The sequence below is a fragment of the Oceaniferula spumae genome, from assembly GCF_042849255.1.
Lineage (GTDB): Bacteria > Verrucomicrobiota > Verrucomicrobiia > Verrucomicrobiales > Akkermansiaceae > Oceaniferula > Oceaniferula spumae.
Window position 1 is genome coordinate 3,516,236 of record NZ_AP026866.1, and the last position, 16,402, is coordinate 3,532,637.

Consider the following 16,402-nt stretch of genomic DNA (forward strand, 5'->3'; position numbering starts at 1 on the left):
GCAAATGTTAGCAGGGAGAGGCTCAAACGCCCCTCCCCCTGATTGGTGATACTTAGAAACAACTATTCACTTCCTCCGATACTGGCATCCAGTATTCCGAGTGTGTGATGCTCTCGCCATTGGCTGAGACACGTCTCATTCGGTTATGAATATTCCAGCCCATCTTTCGCAAGGCATCCACTTGGGAGTGGACGGCAGCGCACCGGGCGATACGCATAAATTCATTCACTCCAACGGGAGCGCCGGCGGCGGCAATCAATCGATCAAGGATGATCCTGCGTTGACTGCCTGGCTTGGGATAGCGGCTAGGCTCCATGACATTGCCCCCTTTCTAGCTGAATGAGAGATTTCATCACCAGCGCACCGATAAGGTGCTTTGCCATAGCGTCACTTAACTTGCTCGTTGACAAGTGGGGGAGGCTGGAGGGATTATTCGGGTAGCTCGGCGTTACAAATTGAGCTTTTGAGAAACCGCCCCCCGGATAGGAGGGGCGGTTTTCTTTGGTGGAGGAATTCATGCTATACTGCCTCCTTTCCGCTCTGTTTTTTCAATGCTTCAAGCACGTCACCCCAATCAAATCTAGCAGAGCTATTGATCTTGATTTTGGGGATGCGGCCTTCGTTTACCCAAAGATCAACCGTGCGAGTTGATACCTTGAGTCGTTTTGCAAGTTCAGTCTTGGTAAGAAGCTCCGATGCTTGCCCTGTTTTATTCGGTATGGTCTGTGACATGGTGGTCTTTTCTCAAATTTCGACCACGTGTTCATCTGGAACCGCTCTTCTAGGAGAGGAGTTCCTGACTTATGATAAATGACTTAACTCGCAATTTTTTTCATCTCAGCTTTGACTCGCTTACGGACATATCCCTCATAGGAGCCTCCGCCATTACAGTCCCGCCACTTCTCAAATCCTCTTTGGAGATGTTGAAAAAGTTCCCATTCATGTTCCAAATGGCCTGAGTACTCCTCCTTGATTTTATCTACAAAAAGCTGGAGCCAAGCATCAATCGTCGCGCTACTAAATGCTCTGATATCCATCGCTGTTTTTAACCACTGATCAAGATTGCTCAAATCTTCCCCTTTCTCTTGCTTATTGAGACAGTCCCTAGCGTAGAGCATAATGGTTTCTATCTCGTTGATAACATATCCCGAAAAGGTGCGCTTACCGTTGTGAGAAAATGTAGTCCCTTCATTATTGTTATAGCCTGTTGCTTTTCCCGGAAGGCTTTCACCTAAGCTCATGGTTGTTAGGAATTTTTCTAACCCTGAGCTGTTGTCTTTGCTTCGAGGAAAAGTCATGCCAGACATGCCCTTGTGGATTTCAACCACGCACGGCCACATGTATCGAGAGCTAGCATACTCGCGAAGGTATTCATTGCGTGTCGCTCTAGTGTCCTGAGTGCCTAGTCGGTTATCCTCGTATTGATAGTAGAGGCTGGTAGTCAACTCATCGGAATTATTGACGGGTTCAGCTAGTTTATTCACTAACGTCATCATGTCATGAACTAGCCTTCTCACCTTATTGTAACTAGGATTGCGAAGTGTCTCCTCATGTAATCGGCGGTAACCAGTCCAAAGCTCTCTGGATTTTCTATCAAATTCCTCATCGGAATATGTTGGCAGGTCGTTCTTCTCTTTCATGCGCTTTTGATATGGGTGATATTTTTTTTCTTCACGGGCTTGATGCTCCAATACGTTTTTGCAGCCTTGGCCGTAACAAGGGCGCGGTAGTGGCCAAACAGCATAGCAGGGTTTGGGTGTCCTAGAGCGGAGGCTAATGCTCCAGCGTCCTGATTATGAGCTAGGTGGTATGAGGCAAAGGAGTGCCGTCCTGCGTTGTGTGGCCAGCTCTTGAGCTTGGCATCAGAGCGGGCTGTCTCAATGCCCTTGCGCCATATCGCCGGCGATTTTACCACGTTGCCTTCATGCATGGCTAGAGGGGCGAGCCATTTCTTGAGATTGGCACTGATCGGAACAAAGCGGCGTTGTGCGGTCTTGGCTTTTCCGGCTTTGATTTCGATGTGCTTTTCAATGAGATCGATTTCTGACCAGTCGAGACGTTCGATTTCTGAGCGGCGTAGTCCGGCGAAAAAAGAAATGGCAAGTCCGGGCAGGGTGTCATCGTCTGCGGCGGTTAGGAGGTTAGCAAGCTGACTCGGCGTAAGCACTCCAGGCTCTTCGTGTTTCACTTTGGGTTTCATCGCATCCTTCACCGGATTGGACGGCGCGGCGCGTAGTTGAATGGCATAGCCAAAAACCTGATGAAGTGCGCGGCGATAGTGGAGCTTGGTTTGTGCGGCAACATCTTGCGAAGTGAGATACTCATCGATGATCTCGGTGGATACGTTAGCCGCCATCCAGTCGCCATATTCCGCCATGAAGGGGTTGAGGCGATAAGTTAGGCTGTCGGTGTGGCTTTTGCTCTTCCCCTCGCTCTTGAGACGAGTGATGAGCTTATCGGATACAATCTGGCAGGTGAGAGGTTCAAAGCTGCGTTGGATGCGTTCCGAGTAATCTTGGACGACTTCCTCTAGCGATATTCGCTGAATGTGATCTGGTAGTTTTTCTTGAAGCTCTCGGAAAGAGTGAACGGCTCTACGTTCTGCCTCGGTGATAGTGCCGTGTTTTACTCCCAAGTCTTCCAACTCCTCGCGTTTTAGGTTCGCCCATTCATCGGCTCCGCCTTTCCCCGTCTTGTTCTTGAAAAACTTTTGATGCCGCTTGCCAGCCTCCGTGTATCTAACACGATAGCGGTAGCGTGGATGCTTAACTTTTGAAACCGTTACATTCTCGCGCATGTGTGAGAAGAGACATGAAAAGAATACCTTTTTCAAGGAGAAACGGTTACAAAACGGTTACATGGGTTTATGGGTTCCTAAAGTATAGTAAAAACCGTGGTTTCCTAAACCTTAGATCTGGGTTCGATTCCCGGTCGGGATATTTCATTGCGTATCAGGGAGATCCCCAGCGAGCGATAACTTGCCGATCAGGGCGTGGCCATGTTACTCAAAAAGTCTCGATACTTGAGCATCCACTGAAGGCTATTGGTCCACCTGATTTCTGTAAAATCGAGCGTGAGCTGAATTGTGTTTGGGCTGGGCTTCCTGGGTTATCGTTCCTGATATACTTCCGATTCATCCAGATATGCGGCCTAACAGTCTTGAGGTGTACAATGGAGGAAACAAAGCGATCTTTCTGGATCCTACCACAACGTATTTGCTGCATTCGCCCCTAAAAGGAATTCCATGTGATTTTTTCTTAAAAACTCCCAAGCTAATCCGTCCTGAATACTTCGTTGCTTTTTTGTAAGTGGCTTCTAATCTGTTCGTATCAATAGTCTCAAACCATCTATCTATGAATAAATATATCCTCCTCGCCATGCTCAGCCTTAGTTCAATTGCTTCGGCTCAAAACACGTTGACCGAACAAGAAAAGAAAGAGGGCTGGCAACTGCTCTTTGATGGTAAAACCATTGAGCACTGGCGGAATTTTAAGAAAGACGACCTCAGTCCGCAGTGGGTTGTCAAAGATGGTGCGATGGTCAAACTCAAGAAAGGCGGTGATATCGTGACCAAGGAGAAGTATGAAAACTTTGACTTCAAGATGGAGTGGAAAATTGCCGAGGGCGGTAACAGCGGTATCTTTATTCTGGCCAATGAAACGGACGCCGACAAAAAAATCTACTCCCGTGCTCCCGAGCTTCAAATTCTCGATAATGAACGTCACTCCGACAGGAAACTGGCGACTCACCGGTCGGGCTCACTTTACGACATGATCGCGGCGCCTGCAGCCTCGCAGAAAAAAGCGGGCGAATGGAATACGGTGCGAATCCGCTTTGTTGATCGCCATCTCAAGGTCTGGCAGAATGGAGTTGTCGCCTTTGAAGTCAAACTTGGCTCTCCGGAGTGGCAGAAAGCTCTCGATGGCAGTAAATTTAAAACTTGGAAGGGCTTCGGCGAGACACTCACTGGCCACATTGGAATCCAGGAACATGGAGACCAAGTCTCACTACGGAACCTGCGCATCCTCAAGTTGCCAGCTACTGCCAAAAACTAGGGGCGAAGCCTCTTCTGCCATTGAGTCGGCAAATTGCCCAGTAACTCGCTGGGGGTGGCTAGAGATAACTCAGTGAAAGCTATTCTCCTGATGCTGTGACTGGACGAATGCGGATATTACGGAATCGGTAGGTTTTGCCTTTTTCTCCGTGATGCTGCAGGCCGATGTGGCCCTTGGCATCGACTTTGTCGTGAACATCGGTGGTAAGCTGTCCGTTCACCCAGACTTGCAGGTGATCGCCCGAAGCTACGATGCGGTATTTGATCCACTCGCCTAACGGTGCGCGGACACTTTTCGTTTTAGCTTTTTGTTCATCAGTTAACAGTTTCCATGCGCGGCGTCCTTCATCGAAGAGTCGACCGCTCCAGGCCCGTTCTGATGGATCGCACTCGGCCTGATAGCCGAAGACCTTGTTTTTCTGAACATGGCAGCGATACATGATGCCGCTGTTGGCTGGGCCTACCTTGGGCAGCATGATCTCAGCTTCCAATTCGAAGTCATCATATTCCTTTTCAGTGGTTAGAAAAAACTTACGGTTGCCTGTTAGGTGAATTTCGCCATCGATGACGGAAGCTTTCCCCCAGTCATAGGGATTTTTCCAGCCGGTGAGATCTTTCTCGTTAAAGAGCGAAGTCCATTCGGCTTTCTTAGTATCGCTGGCTGCTGTTTCCTGCGCCATGACGCTCCCGGTGAGGAGGGCAGATGCGAGTGTGGTGAGGATGATGGCTGTCAGTTGGTTGATTTTCATGCGCACTAGATGTGGATTACGACAGGGAATATGACCTGATAGAGATGTTTGGCAAGTCATCCTGGAGACTCTGTAAGTCGTGAATCATCATGGCCTGGGCAAGTGCAGCAAGGTAGCCGGTGCCAGCTGACGTAATTTTGTCCAATATTTCGGGAATAAGGTCCGGTGTGTGCTATCATAGGGGCATGAAATTATTCAATATAGCTGTCGGATCTTTATTAGTTGCTGCCAACCTTCACGCAGATGATCTGCAGGACCAGTTAGACGCTAAGAAAAAAGCCTTTGAAGAAAAGGCATCGGCTGAAAAAATCGCCGAGTATAATAAGGGCATTAAGTCTGTGGTGGAATCAGGCATGCTCAAGAAAGCTTTGAAAAAAGGCGACACCGCACCCGATTTCACGCTGAAAAATGCGGTGGGGAAGGAGGTGACTCTTTCCAATCTCTTAAAGGACGGCCCAGTGGTCATGACGTGGTATCGCGGCTCATGGTGCCCGTATTGTAATATTGCGCTACAATCTTATCAGCAGAATTTGCCTAAGATCAAAGCGGCTGGAGCTCAGTTTATCGCGCTTACACCTGAACTCCCTGATCATTCTCTGCCCACCAAGGAGAAGTTTGAGCTAGAGTTCGAAGTTCTAACCGACCTGAATAACAAGGTGGCCAACGAGTTTAAGATCATTTTCAAAATGACTCCATGGGTGAAGAAAGCGATGGATGATTTCGCCGGACTCAATAAATACAACGGTAAGGACTACGACAACGGAACCTTGCCATTGAGTGCCACTTACATCATCACACCTGACCGTAAAATTGCCTATGCGTTCCTCGATGCCGAATACCGGAATCGTGCCACTCCTGAGATGATTCTCAAGGAGCTGGAAAAGATAAACAGTTCGAAAAAATAACCATCGGCAAATATCGCGGGTCGTTCATACTGGAGCTGATGAGCGATCCGAACATCCCCTTTGACAACAGCTACGCCAAACTGCCGGAGCGGTTTTATTTCAAACAGAAGCCTGCTCAGGTGCCGGCGCCGGGGTTGATCAAGATCAATGAAGATCTGGCTAGGTCTTTGGGCATTGACTCTAACTGGTTAGGGTCGCCGGAGGGCACGGCGGTTCTGGCGGGAAATCAAATCCCTGCTGGAGCGGAGCCACTGGCCCAGGCATATGCCGGACACCAGTTCGGAGGATGGTCGCCCCAGTTAGGCGATGGTAGGGCCATTTTGTTAGGTGAGGTTGTTGATACTGCTGGTGTACGGCGTGATATTCAGCTGAAAGGATCCGGGCAAACCGCATTCTCGCGACGGGGCGATGGCAAAGCGGCACTGGGCCCAGTACTGCGGGAATATATTCTGAGCGAAGCAATGTATGCGCTGGGAGTTCCCACGACGCGTGCGCTTGCAGCCGTGATCACGGGTGAGACCGTCTTGCGCCAAGACGGACCGCTCGCTGGAGCGATCTTTTCCCGAGTGGCGGCCAGCCATATCCGAGTGGGAACGTTCCAATATTTCTATGCCCAAAATGATGCTGATGCCGTGCGAGAGTTGGCTGATTACACCATCGCCCGGCACTACCCTGAAGCTCTGGACGAAGAGGAGCCCTATCTGCATTTTTTCAAACTTGCAGTAGAAGCGCAGGCGGATCTGATCGCGCATTGGATGTCTCTGGGATTCATCCACGGGGTGATGAACACGGACAATACCGCCATTTCAGGTGAAACCATCGACTACGGTCCCTGTGCTTTCATGGACGTATTTCATCCACAGTGTGTGTTCAGCTCGATCGATTCAGGCGCGAGATACGCCTGGGGCAATCAACCTAACATCGGAGTTTGGAACTTGAGTCGTTTCGCTGAGACCTTGGTGTCATTGGTCTCTGAAGATTCGGCAGTGGCGATTGAGAAGCTGGAAAAAGAACTCGCCGGATTTTCCAAACGATTTAGCGATCAGTATCTGAGTCGTTTCTTGGCGAAGTTCGCGCTTCCACCTGAAAATGACGGAGCGCTGATTAAAAGTGCTCTGGGTCTGTTAGCTGAGTGTGAAGTCGATTTCACGCTGTTCTTCCGTCGACTGACCATGGTTGCCGGTGGGCAAGATCGGACGGTGGTGGAGGAGCTGTTTGATCACAAAGCGAAGTTCGGTAAATGGTTTAATCAATGGAAAGTCGAAGCAGCCCCTGCGGATAGATTGGATGCGATGAAGGCGGCGAATCCGGTTCTCATTCCACGTAACCACCGCGTGGAACAAGCGATCCAGAGCGGCTACGCCGGTGATTTCTCACTTTTCCACCGACTCAATGAGGCCTTGCAACATCCGTTCAAGGAGAGGGAAGAATTTGCTGACCTCGAATCGCCTCCTAGTCCTGAGGAGGTGGTGAGAGAAACGTTCTGTGGGACTTGAGTAATATCATCGCTTCACCGGATTCACGATTTGCGGAGGCCGCGGTATGGCGGAGGGTGATTGCGTAGGAGTGCCTGGTTTTCCTTTTCCCATGCCCTGACATGTTCTGTGTGGGGTGCTGGTGACATCCGTGAACGTGATATGTCTGATATGGCAACGTTGCATCGCGTTCATCACATCGATCGCCCTCTGGTATGTGGCGCTGCTGTCGATATGGATTTGGGCAATGGGCTCAAATCCACCCGCGCGGGCACAGGCTGCGTAGTTATCCAGAGTTTCATTGAGTTTTGGGAGGCTGCGTTTCTCCCTGCAATGATCCAGTGCTTCCTGGCTTGGACCTGTGTTGATGAAAATACTTCCGTCGCGATCGGATCTGACAAAGATGGGTTCGATGGAGGGAGGTGATAGACCCGACGCTGTGGGCAGTCGGAGTAAGAGCCCGTGTTTCAAATAGTTGCCACTCGCCGGGGTGCGCTTGGTGACAAGGAAGATATCGGCGAATCCGGCTTTGGCGGCTGTTCTTATAGCTGAGCGGATCTGGTCAAAGGTGGTTTCTGCTGGGGCTATGAGGTAAATCAATGGAAACTCATTCTGTTTTGTCTCGCTGCGTTTTTCGCTCAGACCTGAATACAGCTTTTCCATATCATCGGTTTCAAACCCATTGTTTATGCGGAAATTGGGACCGGATAGAGTCACAAATACTCGGTTAGCTGCCGAACATGGTGAGCTATGGGAGAAGTCGGCCACCGGCAGCTGGGTATCGATTTCGTGCATCAATATTTCATCGTCGGACATCGCCTTTCTTTCACAGGAGGCCAGCAGCACACTCGTGCAGATGGCAATAACGGCGCTTAAGCAAACATTCACAGTGATTGAACTGCTCAACCCCTCGGAATCTTAGGCCAATGTCTTGAATCCAGATTTGCCTTTCACGCTGAATGCGCTATGACTCTGCCAACTTAATTCACCGCACGACGCGCTTATCATGGGGAAAAATCTATATCAAAAAGTCTGGGACGAACATGCCGTAGGAACATTGGCCGATGGACGCACCCAGCTTTTTATCGGCACACACCTTATTCACGAAGTCACCAGTCCACAGGCATTTGGTATGCTTCGCGATCTAGGACTGGAGGTGAAATACCCCAATCGCACATTCGCGACTGTCGATCACATCGTCCCGACCGATAACCAACAGCGCCCCTTCGCCGACCCCTTGGCCGATGCCATGATCAGCGAGCTGCGGAAGAATGTGGAGGAGTTTGGCATTACCTACTTTGACCTGGCCTCCGGCATGCAGGGCATCGTGCATATTGTCGGACCTGAGCAGGGGATCACCCAGCCAGGCACGACGATTGTCTGCGGTGACTCTCACACCGCCACTCACGGTGCCTTCGGTGCGATCGCTTTTGGTATAGGCACTACCCAAGTGCGCGATGTTCTGGCCACGCAGACCATTGCGATGGAAAAACTCAATGTCCGCCGCATCAACGTCGAAGGTAAGCTTCGTCCGGGGGTTTACTCCAAAGATGTGGCACTGCATATCATCCGCCTGTTAGGTGCCAATGGTGGTATTGGTTACGCCTACGAATACGGTGGTTCCGTTTTTGATAACTTCACCATGGAGGAGCGCATGACTGTGTGCAACATGTCCATCGAAGGCGGAGCTCGCTGTGGCTACGTCAATCCGGACGAAACCACTTTTGACTACCTTGCCAACCGCCCCTACTCACCCAAGGATGACGATTGGGATGAAACGGTGGAACGCTGGCAGGCTTACGCATCAGATGCCGATGCCCAATACGAAGACGTGGTGAACATCAAGGCCGAGGACATCGAGCCGACCGTCACATGGGGTATTTCTCCGGACCACGGTATCGCTATTTCCGAAAACATTCCTGATCCTGAAAAAGCGGAGACTGAAGCTGCACGCACCAATATTATTGAGGCTCTGGAATACATGAAGCTACCCGCTGGAACACCGATCAAGGGCACCCACGTGGACGTCGCATTCATCGGCTCCTGCACCAACGGCCGCATTTCCGATTTCCGCGAAGTCGCCCAGTATCTCAAGGGAAGAAAAGTCGCTGAGGGTGTTACCGCGCTCGCCGTTCCTGGTTCCCAGATCACTGCTGCCATCTGTCACAAAGAGGGGATCGACCAGATCTTTATCGACGCCGGATTCGAATGGCGCGGTGCTGGATGCTCGATGTGTCTCGCCATGAACCCTGACAAGCTCAAGGGGGATCAACTTTGCGCATCGTCTTCCAATCGGAACTTCAAAGGTCGCCAAGGGAGCCCGACAGGTCGGACCGTCCTGATGAGCCCGCTGATGGTGGCCGCCGCTGCCATTGAAGGCAGTATCGCCGATGCCCGCGAAGTTTTCGAAGTCAACTAATCTAACAACCCATTATGAAAACACTCATTCTTTGCATTTTCGCAATCGCCTCGTTTAGTTCAGCCTTTGGACAAATTGCTGATGAAGAATCGTCTCCCGCTTTGCAGCTGATGAAGTTGATCAAGCTCGAGCAAACCATGAACGACGCCTCGAAGGCTGCGTTCAGTCCTTATCTCAATCAGCTGCGCGAACAGGGCATTCCCGAAGCCGGCGTGAAGGAGGTGAGTGATGCTGCTGATGTCTACTTCAATCAGGTCGCGACAGATCCTGATCTCAAGGCCGAGATGGTGAAGCTCTACGAAAAAGAGTTCAGCAAGGAGGAACTCCTGGAGCTCGTGGCATTTTATAAGAGCCCCATTGGTCAGAAGTCTCTCGATGTCATGCCTGCTTTGATGAATACCGGAGCCAAGCTGGGTGAAAAATACGCGCAGAAGTATGCGGGTAACTTCAAAGTGGAACTCCAGCGCATCATGAAAAAGTATCAGGATGACGAAGAGCAGCCGTAGTCAAAGGGGCCGACACCAACTTTTTTCAACGTTCTAACATTATGTCTATCTCAGCCATCAAACAAGTCTCTGGCACCGCCGTTTACGTTCCCGGAGCGGACATCGATACCGACCGCATCATCCCGGCGCGTTTTCTCAAGTGCGTCACTTTTGATGACCTTGCCGAGGGGATGTTCTATGACATTCGTTTCGATTCCGAGGGGAAATCAATCGGTCACCCGATCGATGACCCGCGCTATGCTGGGGCCTCGGTGATGTTAGTCGGCCCTAATTTCGGCTGCGGATCATCGCGTGAGCATGCACCTCAATCGATCTACCGATGTGGATTCCGCGCCATCATCGGCGTGAGTTTTGCCGAGATCTTCTTTGGCAACTCAACAGGGATCGGCATGCCCTGCGTCTGTGCACCGATGGAAAAAATCGAAGCCTTGGAAGCTGCCGTCAAGGCGGACCCCAAGCTGGTGGTGAACATTGATCTGGAGTCGATGCAGGTGACCTATGGAGACGAATCCTTTGCTGTCACCATGCCAGCATCGGCCCGTGAAGCGTTACTTTCTGCCCGCTGGGATCCAATCGGCGAACTGCTGGACAATTCCGCTGCAGTTGAAGAGCGCGCCGAGGCTTTGCCCTACGTGTAGCATGACCCGTCCGGGTAATGCCACTGGGCTATTCACCCTCGGATTTCGCATTTCCTAACAGCCAGTTAAACGCCTCTACCTGTGCCTCGGTGGGTGCCAGTTGGTGGCCGCCTTCGAAGGAGAAGAGAGCCACATTGCAGCTCCTGCTCTCGGTGAGGTAATCGGTATCGCCCTTGGTGAAATGCAGCGCATTTTTGTCCTTGTGGCCATTGATCATGGCGACCCTCATGTTGGCGCGGTATTTTCGTGTGTGATCGCGGCCGAGCCAGCCCCCGTTGGCGTAAACTCCTGCCCATGGGCGGTCAAAGTCCGCGGTGTAGTGATAGGCGCGAAGAGCTCCGCCTGAATCTCCGCCGAGGAAAAGTTTCTTTGGGTCATGAGAGATGATTTCCAGTTGCGGCAGCATTTCTGTGAAATGCTTGTCGCTGGTCGGGCCGGAGTTCTTGTTACTGAAGTAGTCTGCCGTCACCAGTACCATACCGACTTTTTCAGCCGCCTCAAAGTGGCGAAGCATCATGGTGTAGCCATTGCCGGATGAGGAAAATAGCAACAACATGGGGTCCGTGCCGTCTGCTTTGTAGGTGGACGGCTGATAGACGTAGTAATCGGTCTGCCACGTGCCGCTGGTTTGGAGGTAGAGCATCTTCCCTCCCGCTTCCTTGAGTTTTTTCTCGAGCTGCTCGCGGTTGTTGAACCATTGGCGCACGTATGCCTGATCAGCGAGGCTCAGGTCCGTGCGTTTGACGGTGAACGTATCATTGTTACCGCGCGAGAGAGTGACGAGGTCAGTTTTTGAGTCCCAACCTAAAATCAAGGCCTTGAAGGATTTCCCATCAGCGTAAGACCACTGGCGGATGGCGGTGTTAGCGTGGGTGTCAGGAGCGAGCGCCAGTAGGAAAAGGAGACTGGCTAGAGCGGAAACGAGGACTTTCATGAGCGCAGCCTGCCGCACGATGACCGGGTGAACAAGCGGATTTGTTAGCCCAGAGAGTGAGTTTGCATTGGTCAGATTCCACCTCCTCAATTATCCTCTAGCCATGCCCAGTGATAAGATCCGCGCCGAACACTCACCAGAGGCTATTCGTAAACGACTCAGTGAGGACCCGAGCCAGAACTATCTGCGTGATTTTATCTACGGAGCCATCGACGGAGCGGTGACCACTTTTGCGGTGGTGGCTTCGGTCGCCGCCACAGGTCTTTCCACCGGTGTGGTCATCATCATGGGACTGGCCAATCTGTTAGCCGATGGCTTTTCTATGGCGGCAGGAAATTTTCTGGGCACCCGTGCGGAAATCCAGACCCGCGATAAACGCCGCCGTGCCGAGGAGAAAGAGATCGACAGCCATCCGGAAGGGGAGCGAGAGGAAATCCGCCAGATTTTCGCCGCCAAAGGTTTTGAGGGCGAGGTGTTAGATCAGGTGGTGGATGTGATCACCTCGGATAAAAAACGCTGGGTGGATACCATGATCACCGAGGAGTTTGGCCTGCCGTTGAATAATCCTTCGGCGTGGAAAGCGGCGGGTGTGACTTACCTTGCCTTTGTCGTGGTCGGGTTTATCCCACTGATTACCTATATTTTAGAATACCTCATGCCAGGGACTGTGGGCAGTCCGTTTGCTGTCGCCTCGGTTTTGACCGGTGTTGCGTTTTTCATCGTCGGGACTCTGAAAAGCCGATTCGTCGGCAAGCACTGGCTGTGGGAAGGGTTTGAGACCTTGGGGATCGGAGCCCTGGCAGCAGCCATCGCCTACATCATAGGTTTACTTCTGAAGCCTTTGTTAGATGGTGTTGTTTAATACCCCAGCCATGGTCCGAGCCACTTCTCTGCGGTCGCCAAATCCCAGCCTTTACGCTTGGCGTAGTCTTCGACTTGGTCTTTTTGCAGATCACTGATGGCGAAGTATTTGCTTTCTGGATGAGAGAAGAGCAGGCCGGAAACAGCGGAGCCGGGGTGCATCGCGCAGCTTTCGGTCAGTTCCACTCCGCAGGCAGTAGTGGCATCTAACAATTTGAACAGCGCTTCCTTTTCCGTGTGGTCAGGCTGCGATGGGTAGCCGGGTGCCGGGCGGATGCCTCGGTAGATTTCCTTGATGAGTTCGTTGTGGTTAAACTCGTTCGGGCGCTCGTAGCCCCATGCCACGCGCGCGCGGTGGTGAAGGAGTTCGGCGAAGGCTTCTGCGAGGCGGTCGGCGATGGCTTGCACCATGATGGCGGAGTCGACTTCATGTTTGGCCCGGAGTTCAGCCGCCCATTCGTCAGCACCTTCGATGCCTACGACGAAGCCTCCGATGTAGTCGGATGATGGTGCCACAAAGTCACTCAGTGCAAGGTGTGGTTTGTCCGAGGTCTTCTCGATCTGCTGGCGGAGGGTGTGGAAGGTGACGTTGTGGTCGGGGAGCACGATGTCGTCGCCATCGGAGTGGGCGGGGAAAAATCCGTACACGCCTCGGGCGGTGAATTTTTTCTCGGCGATGATCTCTTCCAGCAGCGCGTTGGCTTCTTTGTAGAGGTCGGCGGCGACTTCGACGGCTTCGGCGTTGCGGGTTTTGAGGACTTTTTCCTCTCGATCCCAGACTCCACGTAGCTCCCAAGCGTGGAAGAACGGTGTCCAGTCGATGTATTCGGCGAGTTCGCGTAGCGACTGGTTGTCCATGACGCGGGTGCCGATGAATTCTGGTTTGGCGGGTTGGTAGGTGGACCAGTCGAATTCCGGCTTGTTCGTGCGGGCTTTTTCTAAGGAGATGGTGTTCTTGTCCTTCTTGTTGAAATTGGCACGGAGCTTGTCGTGTTTGGCGTTATTCTCGGCGACGAAGGCATCCTTGCCCTCCTTGCTGATCAAGGTGGTGGTGACGGGCACCGAGCGTGAGGCATCGAGCACGTGAACGATGGGGCCGGAGTAGTGCGGTGCGATCTTGACGGCGGTGTGGGCCGCGGAGGTGGTGGCACCACCTACCAGAACCGGCAGTTTCATGCCACGGCGTTCCATTTCACCGGCGACGTGAACCATTTCATCCAATGAGGGAGTGATCAGGCCGGAGAGTCCGATGATGTCGGCGCGCTTTTCGATGGCTGTATCGAGGATTTTGTCGCAGGGAACCATCACGCCCATGTCGATCACCTCGAAGCCGTTGCAGGCGAGCACGACGCCGACGATGTTCTTACCGATGTCGTGCACGTCACCCTTGACCGTGGCCATGATGACCCGACCAGCGGAAGCGGATTTCTCGGCTTCGATCAGAGCATCGGCATCTGAGAGACTGGGATCGGCGGCCTGGAGTTCCTTCACTTTGCCCGACAGCTTTTCAGCCTTCTCTTCCTCCATGAAGGGCTCGAGGTGGGCGACGGATTTTTTCATCACGCGGGCGGACTTGACCACCTGGGGGAGAAACATTTTACCGGCACCAAAGAGATCGCCGACCACGGACATGCCGTCCATGAGCGGGCCTTCGATGACCTTGAGCGGCTTGATGTATTTCAGGCGTGCCTCCTCGGTGTCTTCGACGATAAAGTTATCGATGCCCTTGAGAAGCGCGTATTCAAGGCGTTTTTCCACGCTTTCCCTGCGCCATGGCAGGTCGGCGGTCTGGACTTCTTTTTTGACGCCTTTGAACTGTTCGGCAAAGTCGAGCATGCGCTCGGTGGCATCCGGGTCGCGGTTCAGTAGCACGTCTTCGACGTGTTTGAGCATTTCCTCGGGGATGTCGTCATAGACTTCTAACATGCCGGCATTGACGATGCCCATGTCCATGCCTGCTTTGCCGGCGTGGTAGAGGAAGGCGGAGTGCATGGCTTCACGCACCGGGTTGTTGCCACGGAAGGAAAATGAGACGTTAGAGACACCGCCGGAGACTTTGGCGCTTGGGAGATTGTCTTTGATCCACTTGGTTGCCTTGAAGAAATCGACGGCGTAGTTGTTGTGCTCCGCGATGCCGGTGGCGACTGTTAGAATGTTGGGGTCGAAAATAATGTCCTGTGGGTTGAAGCCGACTTCATCGACGAGGATGCGGTAAGCGCGTTCGCAGATGCGGATTTTTTCCTCGTAGGTGGCAGCTTGGCCGTTTTCATCAAAGGCCATGACCACAGCAGCAGCGCCGAATTTTTTCACGACCTGTGCGTTCTTCTTGAAGGCTTCTTCACCTTCCTTGAGAGAGATCGAGTTGACGATGCCCTTGCCCTGAAGACATTTCAATCCAGCTTCGAGAATTTCCCAACGTGAGGAGTCGACGGTGATCGGCACCTTGGTGATGTCCGGCTCGGACTGCACGAGGTTGAGGAAACGGGTCATCATTTCGACACCGTCGATGAGGCCGTCATCGAAGCAGATGTCGATGACGGGGGCACCGTTGTCGACCTGTTGGCGAGCAACTGCGAGGGCGTCTTCGAGTCGACCTTGCTGGATCATTTTTCGGAAGACCGGAGAGCCAGCGACGTTGGTGCGTTCGCCGATCATGAGGAAGTTTTTGTCGGCGGTGTGATTGTAAGCTTCGGTGCCGGAGAGGCGCAGCAGCGGTTCGTGGGTGGGCACGACGCGTGGAGTGATGCCTTTCACCGCCTTGGCGATGGCTGCGATGTGTTCGGGCGTGTTGCCGCAGCAACCACCGGCGAGGTTGATGAAGCCGGACTCGGCGAAGTCGCGGAGCTTGTCGAACATGTCGTCCGGGCCATAGGGGAAACCGGTTTCGGAAAGCGCGTCCGGCATACCGGCGTTCGGGTAGCAGGAAACAAAGGCCTCGGCGACGTTGCTGAGCTCTTCGATGAAGGGGCGCATTTCGTTCGGCCCGAGCGAGCAGTTGAGGCCGATGGCCAAGGGTTTGACGTGGGCGCAGGCATTCCAGAGCGCTTCCACTTTTAGCGCGGAGATCATGGTCTCACCACCACGACCGACTGCGGCGGAGATGATGATGGGGAGGGTAAAGCCGTCTTCCTCGAACACGTCTTGGCAGGCGACGAGTGCTGCTTTCGAGTTCAGGGCATCGAAGATCGTTTCGACCATCAGGATATCAACGCCGCCTTCGACGAGAGCGCGGATCTGACGTTTATAGTCCTCATAAACTTGGTCGAATGTCACCACGCGGAAACCCGGGTCTTCCGGATCGACGGCGGAGTTGTTCAGGCCAACGGTCATCGGCCCGATGGCACCCGCGGCGTAGCGTTTAACTCCAGTTTTTTCGGTGAACTCATCACAGACTTGGCGTGCCAGCTTGGCGGACTCGACGTTCAGCTCCCAGGCAAGATCCTTGAGGAAGGGGTCGTCCAAAATTTTCTGATAGAACTCCGGGTCCTTGCGGCCATTTCCAGACTCACGCGGATCTTCGACAAAGAACTCGGACTGCGCGATGGATGTTCCGGAAAATGAGTTGGTCTCAATGATGTCGGAACCAGCCTCGAGGAATCGACGGTGAATGTCGGAAATGACGTCAGGGCGCGTGATTGAAAGGATGTCACCGTTGTTGAGGATGTCTTTGTCGATGTCCTTGAATCGCTCGCCACGGGCGTCCTTTTCCTCCAGTCCGTAGCCACGGATGGTCGTTCCCATGGCTCCATCGAGCACGAGGATGCGTTGCTTCAGGGCGGCGGTGAGTTCGGCAGTGGCGTCAGGTCTAGGCATGGCTTGGCGGGGGCAAACTAAGCATAAAATCTCAGTAAACAAGAACAA

At 52.7% G+C, this 16,402-nt stretch carries 15 protein-coding genes; 8 read left to right on the top strand and 7 right to left on the bottom strand.

What is annotated here, in order from left to right:
* Positions 1–145: 145 nt before the first annotated feature.
* Positions 146–343, top strand: a complete 198-nt coding sequence (locus ACSPJT_RS14875) for a hypothetical protein (protein WP_435893346.1) — start codon at positions 146–148, stop codon at positions 341–343.
* Positions 344–519: 176 nt separating this feature from the next.
* Here the strand turns inward: ACSPJT_RS14875 and ACSPJT_RS14880 are convergent, their stop codons facing one another.
* From ACSPJT_RS14880 to ACSPJT_RS14890, 3 genes are all read right to left on the bottom strand, one after another.
* A complete protein-coding gene (locus ACSPJT_RS14880) occupies positions 520–732 on the bottom strand; it encodes a helix-turn-helix transcriptional regulator (RefSeq protein ID WP_435893347.1) in 213 nt (70 codons plus the stop codon).
* An 83-nt stretch (positions 733–815) separates the two neighbouring features.
* Positions 816–1,640, bottom strand: coding sequence for a hypothetical protein (locus ACSPJT_RS14885; protein ID WP_435893348.1), 825 nt, complete (start codon positions 1,638–1,640; stop codon positions 816–818).
* Positions 1,637–2,797 (bottom strand): tyrosine-type recombinase/integrase, encoded by a 1,161-nt coding sequence (locus tag ACSPJT_RS14890; RefSeq protein WP_435893349.1) that lies wholly within the window; start codon positions 2,795–2,797, stop codon positions 1,637–1,639. Before ACSPJT_RS14890 ends, ACSPJT_RS14885 begins: the two co-directional genes overlap by 4 nt.
* 556 nt (positions 2,798–3,353) lie before the next feature.
* On the opposite strand from ACSPJT_RS14890, the gene ACSPJT_RS14895 reads away from it, so the two are divergent.
* Positions 3,354–4,055, top strand: coding sequence for a 3-keto-disaccharide hydrolase (locus ACSPJT_RS14895; protein WP_435893350.1), 702 nt, complete (start codon positions 3,354–3,356; stop codon positions 4,053–4,055).
* A gap of 79 nt (positions 4,056–4,134) precedes the next feature.
* On the opposite strand, the gene ACSPJT_RS14900 is transcribed toward ACSPJT_RS14895, so the two are convergent.
* Positions 4,135–4,803, bottom strand: coding sequence for a 3-keto-disaccharide hydrolase (locus ACSPJT_RS14900; protein WP_435893351.1), 669 nt, complete (start codon positions 4,801–4,803; stop codon positions 4,135–4,137).
* A 185-nt stretch (positions 4,804–4,988) separates the two neighbouring features.
* Between ACSPJT_RS14900 and ACSPJT_RS14905 the strand changes: the two genes are divergently transcribed.
* Positions 4,989–5,708 (top strand): peroxiredoxin-like family protein, encoded by a 720-nt coding sequence (locus ACSPJT_RS14905; protein ID WP_435893352.1) that lies wholly within the window; start codon positions 4,989–4,991, stop codon positions 5,706–5,708.
* A 38-nt stretch (positions 5,709–5,746) separates the two neighbouring features.
* A complete protein-coding gene (locus ACSPJT_RS14910) occupies positions 5,747–7,204 on the top strand; it encodes a protein adenylyltransferase SelO (RefSeq protein ID WP_435893353.1) in 1,458 nt (485 codons plus the stop codon).
* Positions 7,205–7,210: 6 nt separating this feature from the next.
* Here ACSPJT_RS14910 and ACSPJT_RS14915 read toward each other — a convergent pair whose 3' ends face one another.
* Positions 7,211–8,071: a hypothetical protein gene (locus ACSPJT_RS14915; RefSeq protein WP_435893354.1), complete on the bottom strand. Its 861-nt coding sequence runs from the start codon at positions 8,069–8,071 to the stop codon at positions 7,211–7,213.
* A gap of 118 nt (positions 8,072–8,189) precedes the next feature.
* Here ACSPJT_RS14915 and leuC point away from each other — a divergent pair, with 118 nt between their 5' ends.
* The 3 genes from leuC to leuD are packed head-to-tail and all read left to right on the top strand — an operon-like array spanning position 8,190 to position 10,746.
* On the top strand, positions 8,190–9,602 hold the full coding sequence (gene leuC / locus ACSPJT_RS14920; protein ID WP_435893355.1) for a 3-isopropylmalate dehydratase large subunit: 1,413 nt from the start codon (positions 8,190–8,192) through the stop codon (positions 9,600–9,602).
* A gap of 14 nt (positions 9,603–9,616) precedes the next feature.
* Entirely contained in the window at positions 9,617–10,108 is a 492-nt protein-coding gene (locus tag ACSPJT_RS14925) for a DUF2059 domain-containing protein (RefSeq protein ID WP_435893356.1), read from the top strand.
* Between the two features lie 41 nt (positions 10,109–10,149).
* A complete protein-coding gene (gene leuD / locus ACSPJT_RS14930) occupies positions 10,150–10,746 on the top strand; it encodes a 3-isopropylmalate dehydratase small subunit (RefSeq protein ID WP_435893357.1) in 597 nt (198 codons plus the stop codon).
* A gap of 28 nt (positions 10,747–10,774) precedes the next feature.
* On the opposite strand, the gene ACSPJT_RS14935 is transcribed toward leuD, so the two are convergent.
* A complete protein-coding gene (locus tag ACSPJT_RS14935; protein WP_435893358.1) occupies positions 10,775–11,680 on the bottom strand; it encodes a hypothetical protein in 906 nt (301 codons plus the stop codon).
* A 103-nt stretch (positions 11,681–11,783) separates the two neighbouring features.
* On the opposite strand from ACSPJT_RS14935, the gene ACSPJT_RS14940 reads away from it, so the two are divergent.
* Entirely contained in the window at positions 11,784–12,542 is a 759-nt protein-coding gene (locus ACSPJT_RS14940) for a VIT1/CCC1 transporter family protein (RefSeq protein WP_435893359.1), read from the top strand.
* On the opposite strand, the gene metH is transcribed toward ACSPJT_RS14940, so the two are convergent.
* Complete coding sequence (metH, locus tag ACSPJT_RS14945; RefSeq protein WP_435893360.1) at positions 12,539–16,354, bottom strand: methionine synthase; 3,816 nt, start codon at positions 16,352–16,354, stop codon at positions 12,539–12,541. The two genes, ACSPJT_RS14940 and metH, sit on opposite strands and share 4 nt — an antisense overlap.
* Positions 16,355–16,402: the final 48 nt, after the last annotated feature.

Coding starts and splice junctions, on each gene's coding strand:
- ACSPJT_RS14875 (WP_435893346.1), top strand. CDS start 146: ATGAATATTCCAGCCCATCTTTCGCAAGGCATCCACTTGGGAGTGGAC.
- ACSPJT_RS14880 (WP_435893347.1), bottom strand. CDS start 732: ATGTCACAGACCATACCGAATAAAACAGGGCAAGCATCGGAGCTTCTT.
- ACSPJT_RS14885 (WP_435893348.1), bottom strand. CDS start 1,640: ATGAAAGAGAAGAACGACCTGCCAACATATTCCGATGAGGAATTTGAT.
- ACSPJT_RS14890 (WP_435893349.1), bottom strand. CDS start 2,797: ATGCGCGAGAATGTAACGGTTTCAAAAGTTAAGCATCCACGCTACCGC.
- ACSPJT_RS14895 (WP_435893350.1), top strand. CDS start 3,354: ATGAATAAATATATCCTCCTCGCCATGCTCAGCCTTAGTTCAATTGCT.
- ACSPJT_RS14900 (WP_435893351.1), bottom strand. CDS start 4,803: ATGAAAATCAACCAACTGACAGCCATCATCCTCACCACACTCGCATCT.
- ACSPJT_RS14905 (WP_435893352.1), top strand. CDS start 4,989: ATGAAATTATTCAATATAGCTGTCGGATCTTTATTAGTTGCTGCCAAC.
- ACSPJT_RS14910 (WP_435893353.1), top strand. CDS start 5,747: ATGAGCGATCCGAACATCCCCTTTGACAACAGCTACGCCAAACTGCCG.
- leuC (WP_435893355.1), top strand. CDS start 8,190: ATGGGGAAAAATCTATATCAAAAAGTCTGGGACGAACATGCCGTAGGA.
- ACSPJT_RS14925 (WP_435893356.1), top strand. CDS start 9,617: ATGAAAACACTCATTCTTTGCATTTTCGCAATCGCCTCGTTTAGTTCA.
- leuD (WP_435893357.1), top strand. CDS start 10,150: ATGTCTATCTCAGCCATCAAACAAGTCTCTGGCACCGCCGTTTACGTT.
- ACSPJT_RS14935 (WP_435893358.1), bottom strand. CDS start 11,680: ATGAAAGTCCTCGTTTCCGCTCTAGCCAGTCTCCTTTTCCTACTGGCG.
- ACSPJT_RS14940 (WP_435893359.1), top strand. CDS start 11,784: ATGCCCAGTGATAAGATCCGCGCCGAACACTCACCAGAGGCTATTCGT.
- metH (WP_435893360.1), bottom strand. CDS start 16,354: ATGCCTAGACCTGACGCCACTGCCGAACTCACCGCCGCCCTGAAGCAA.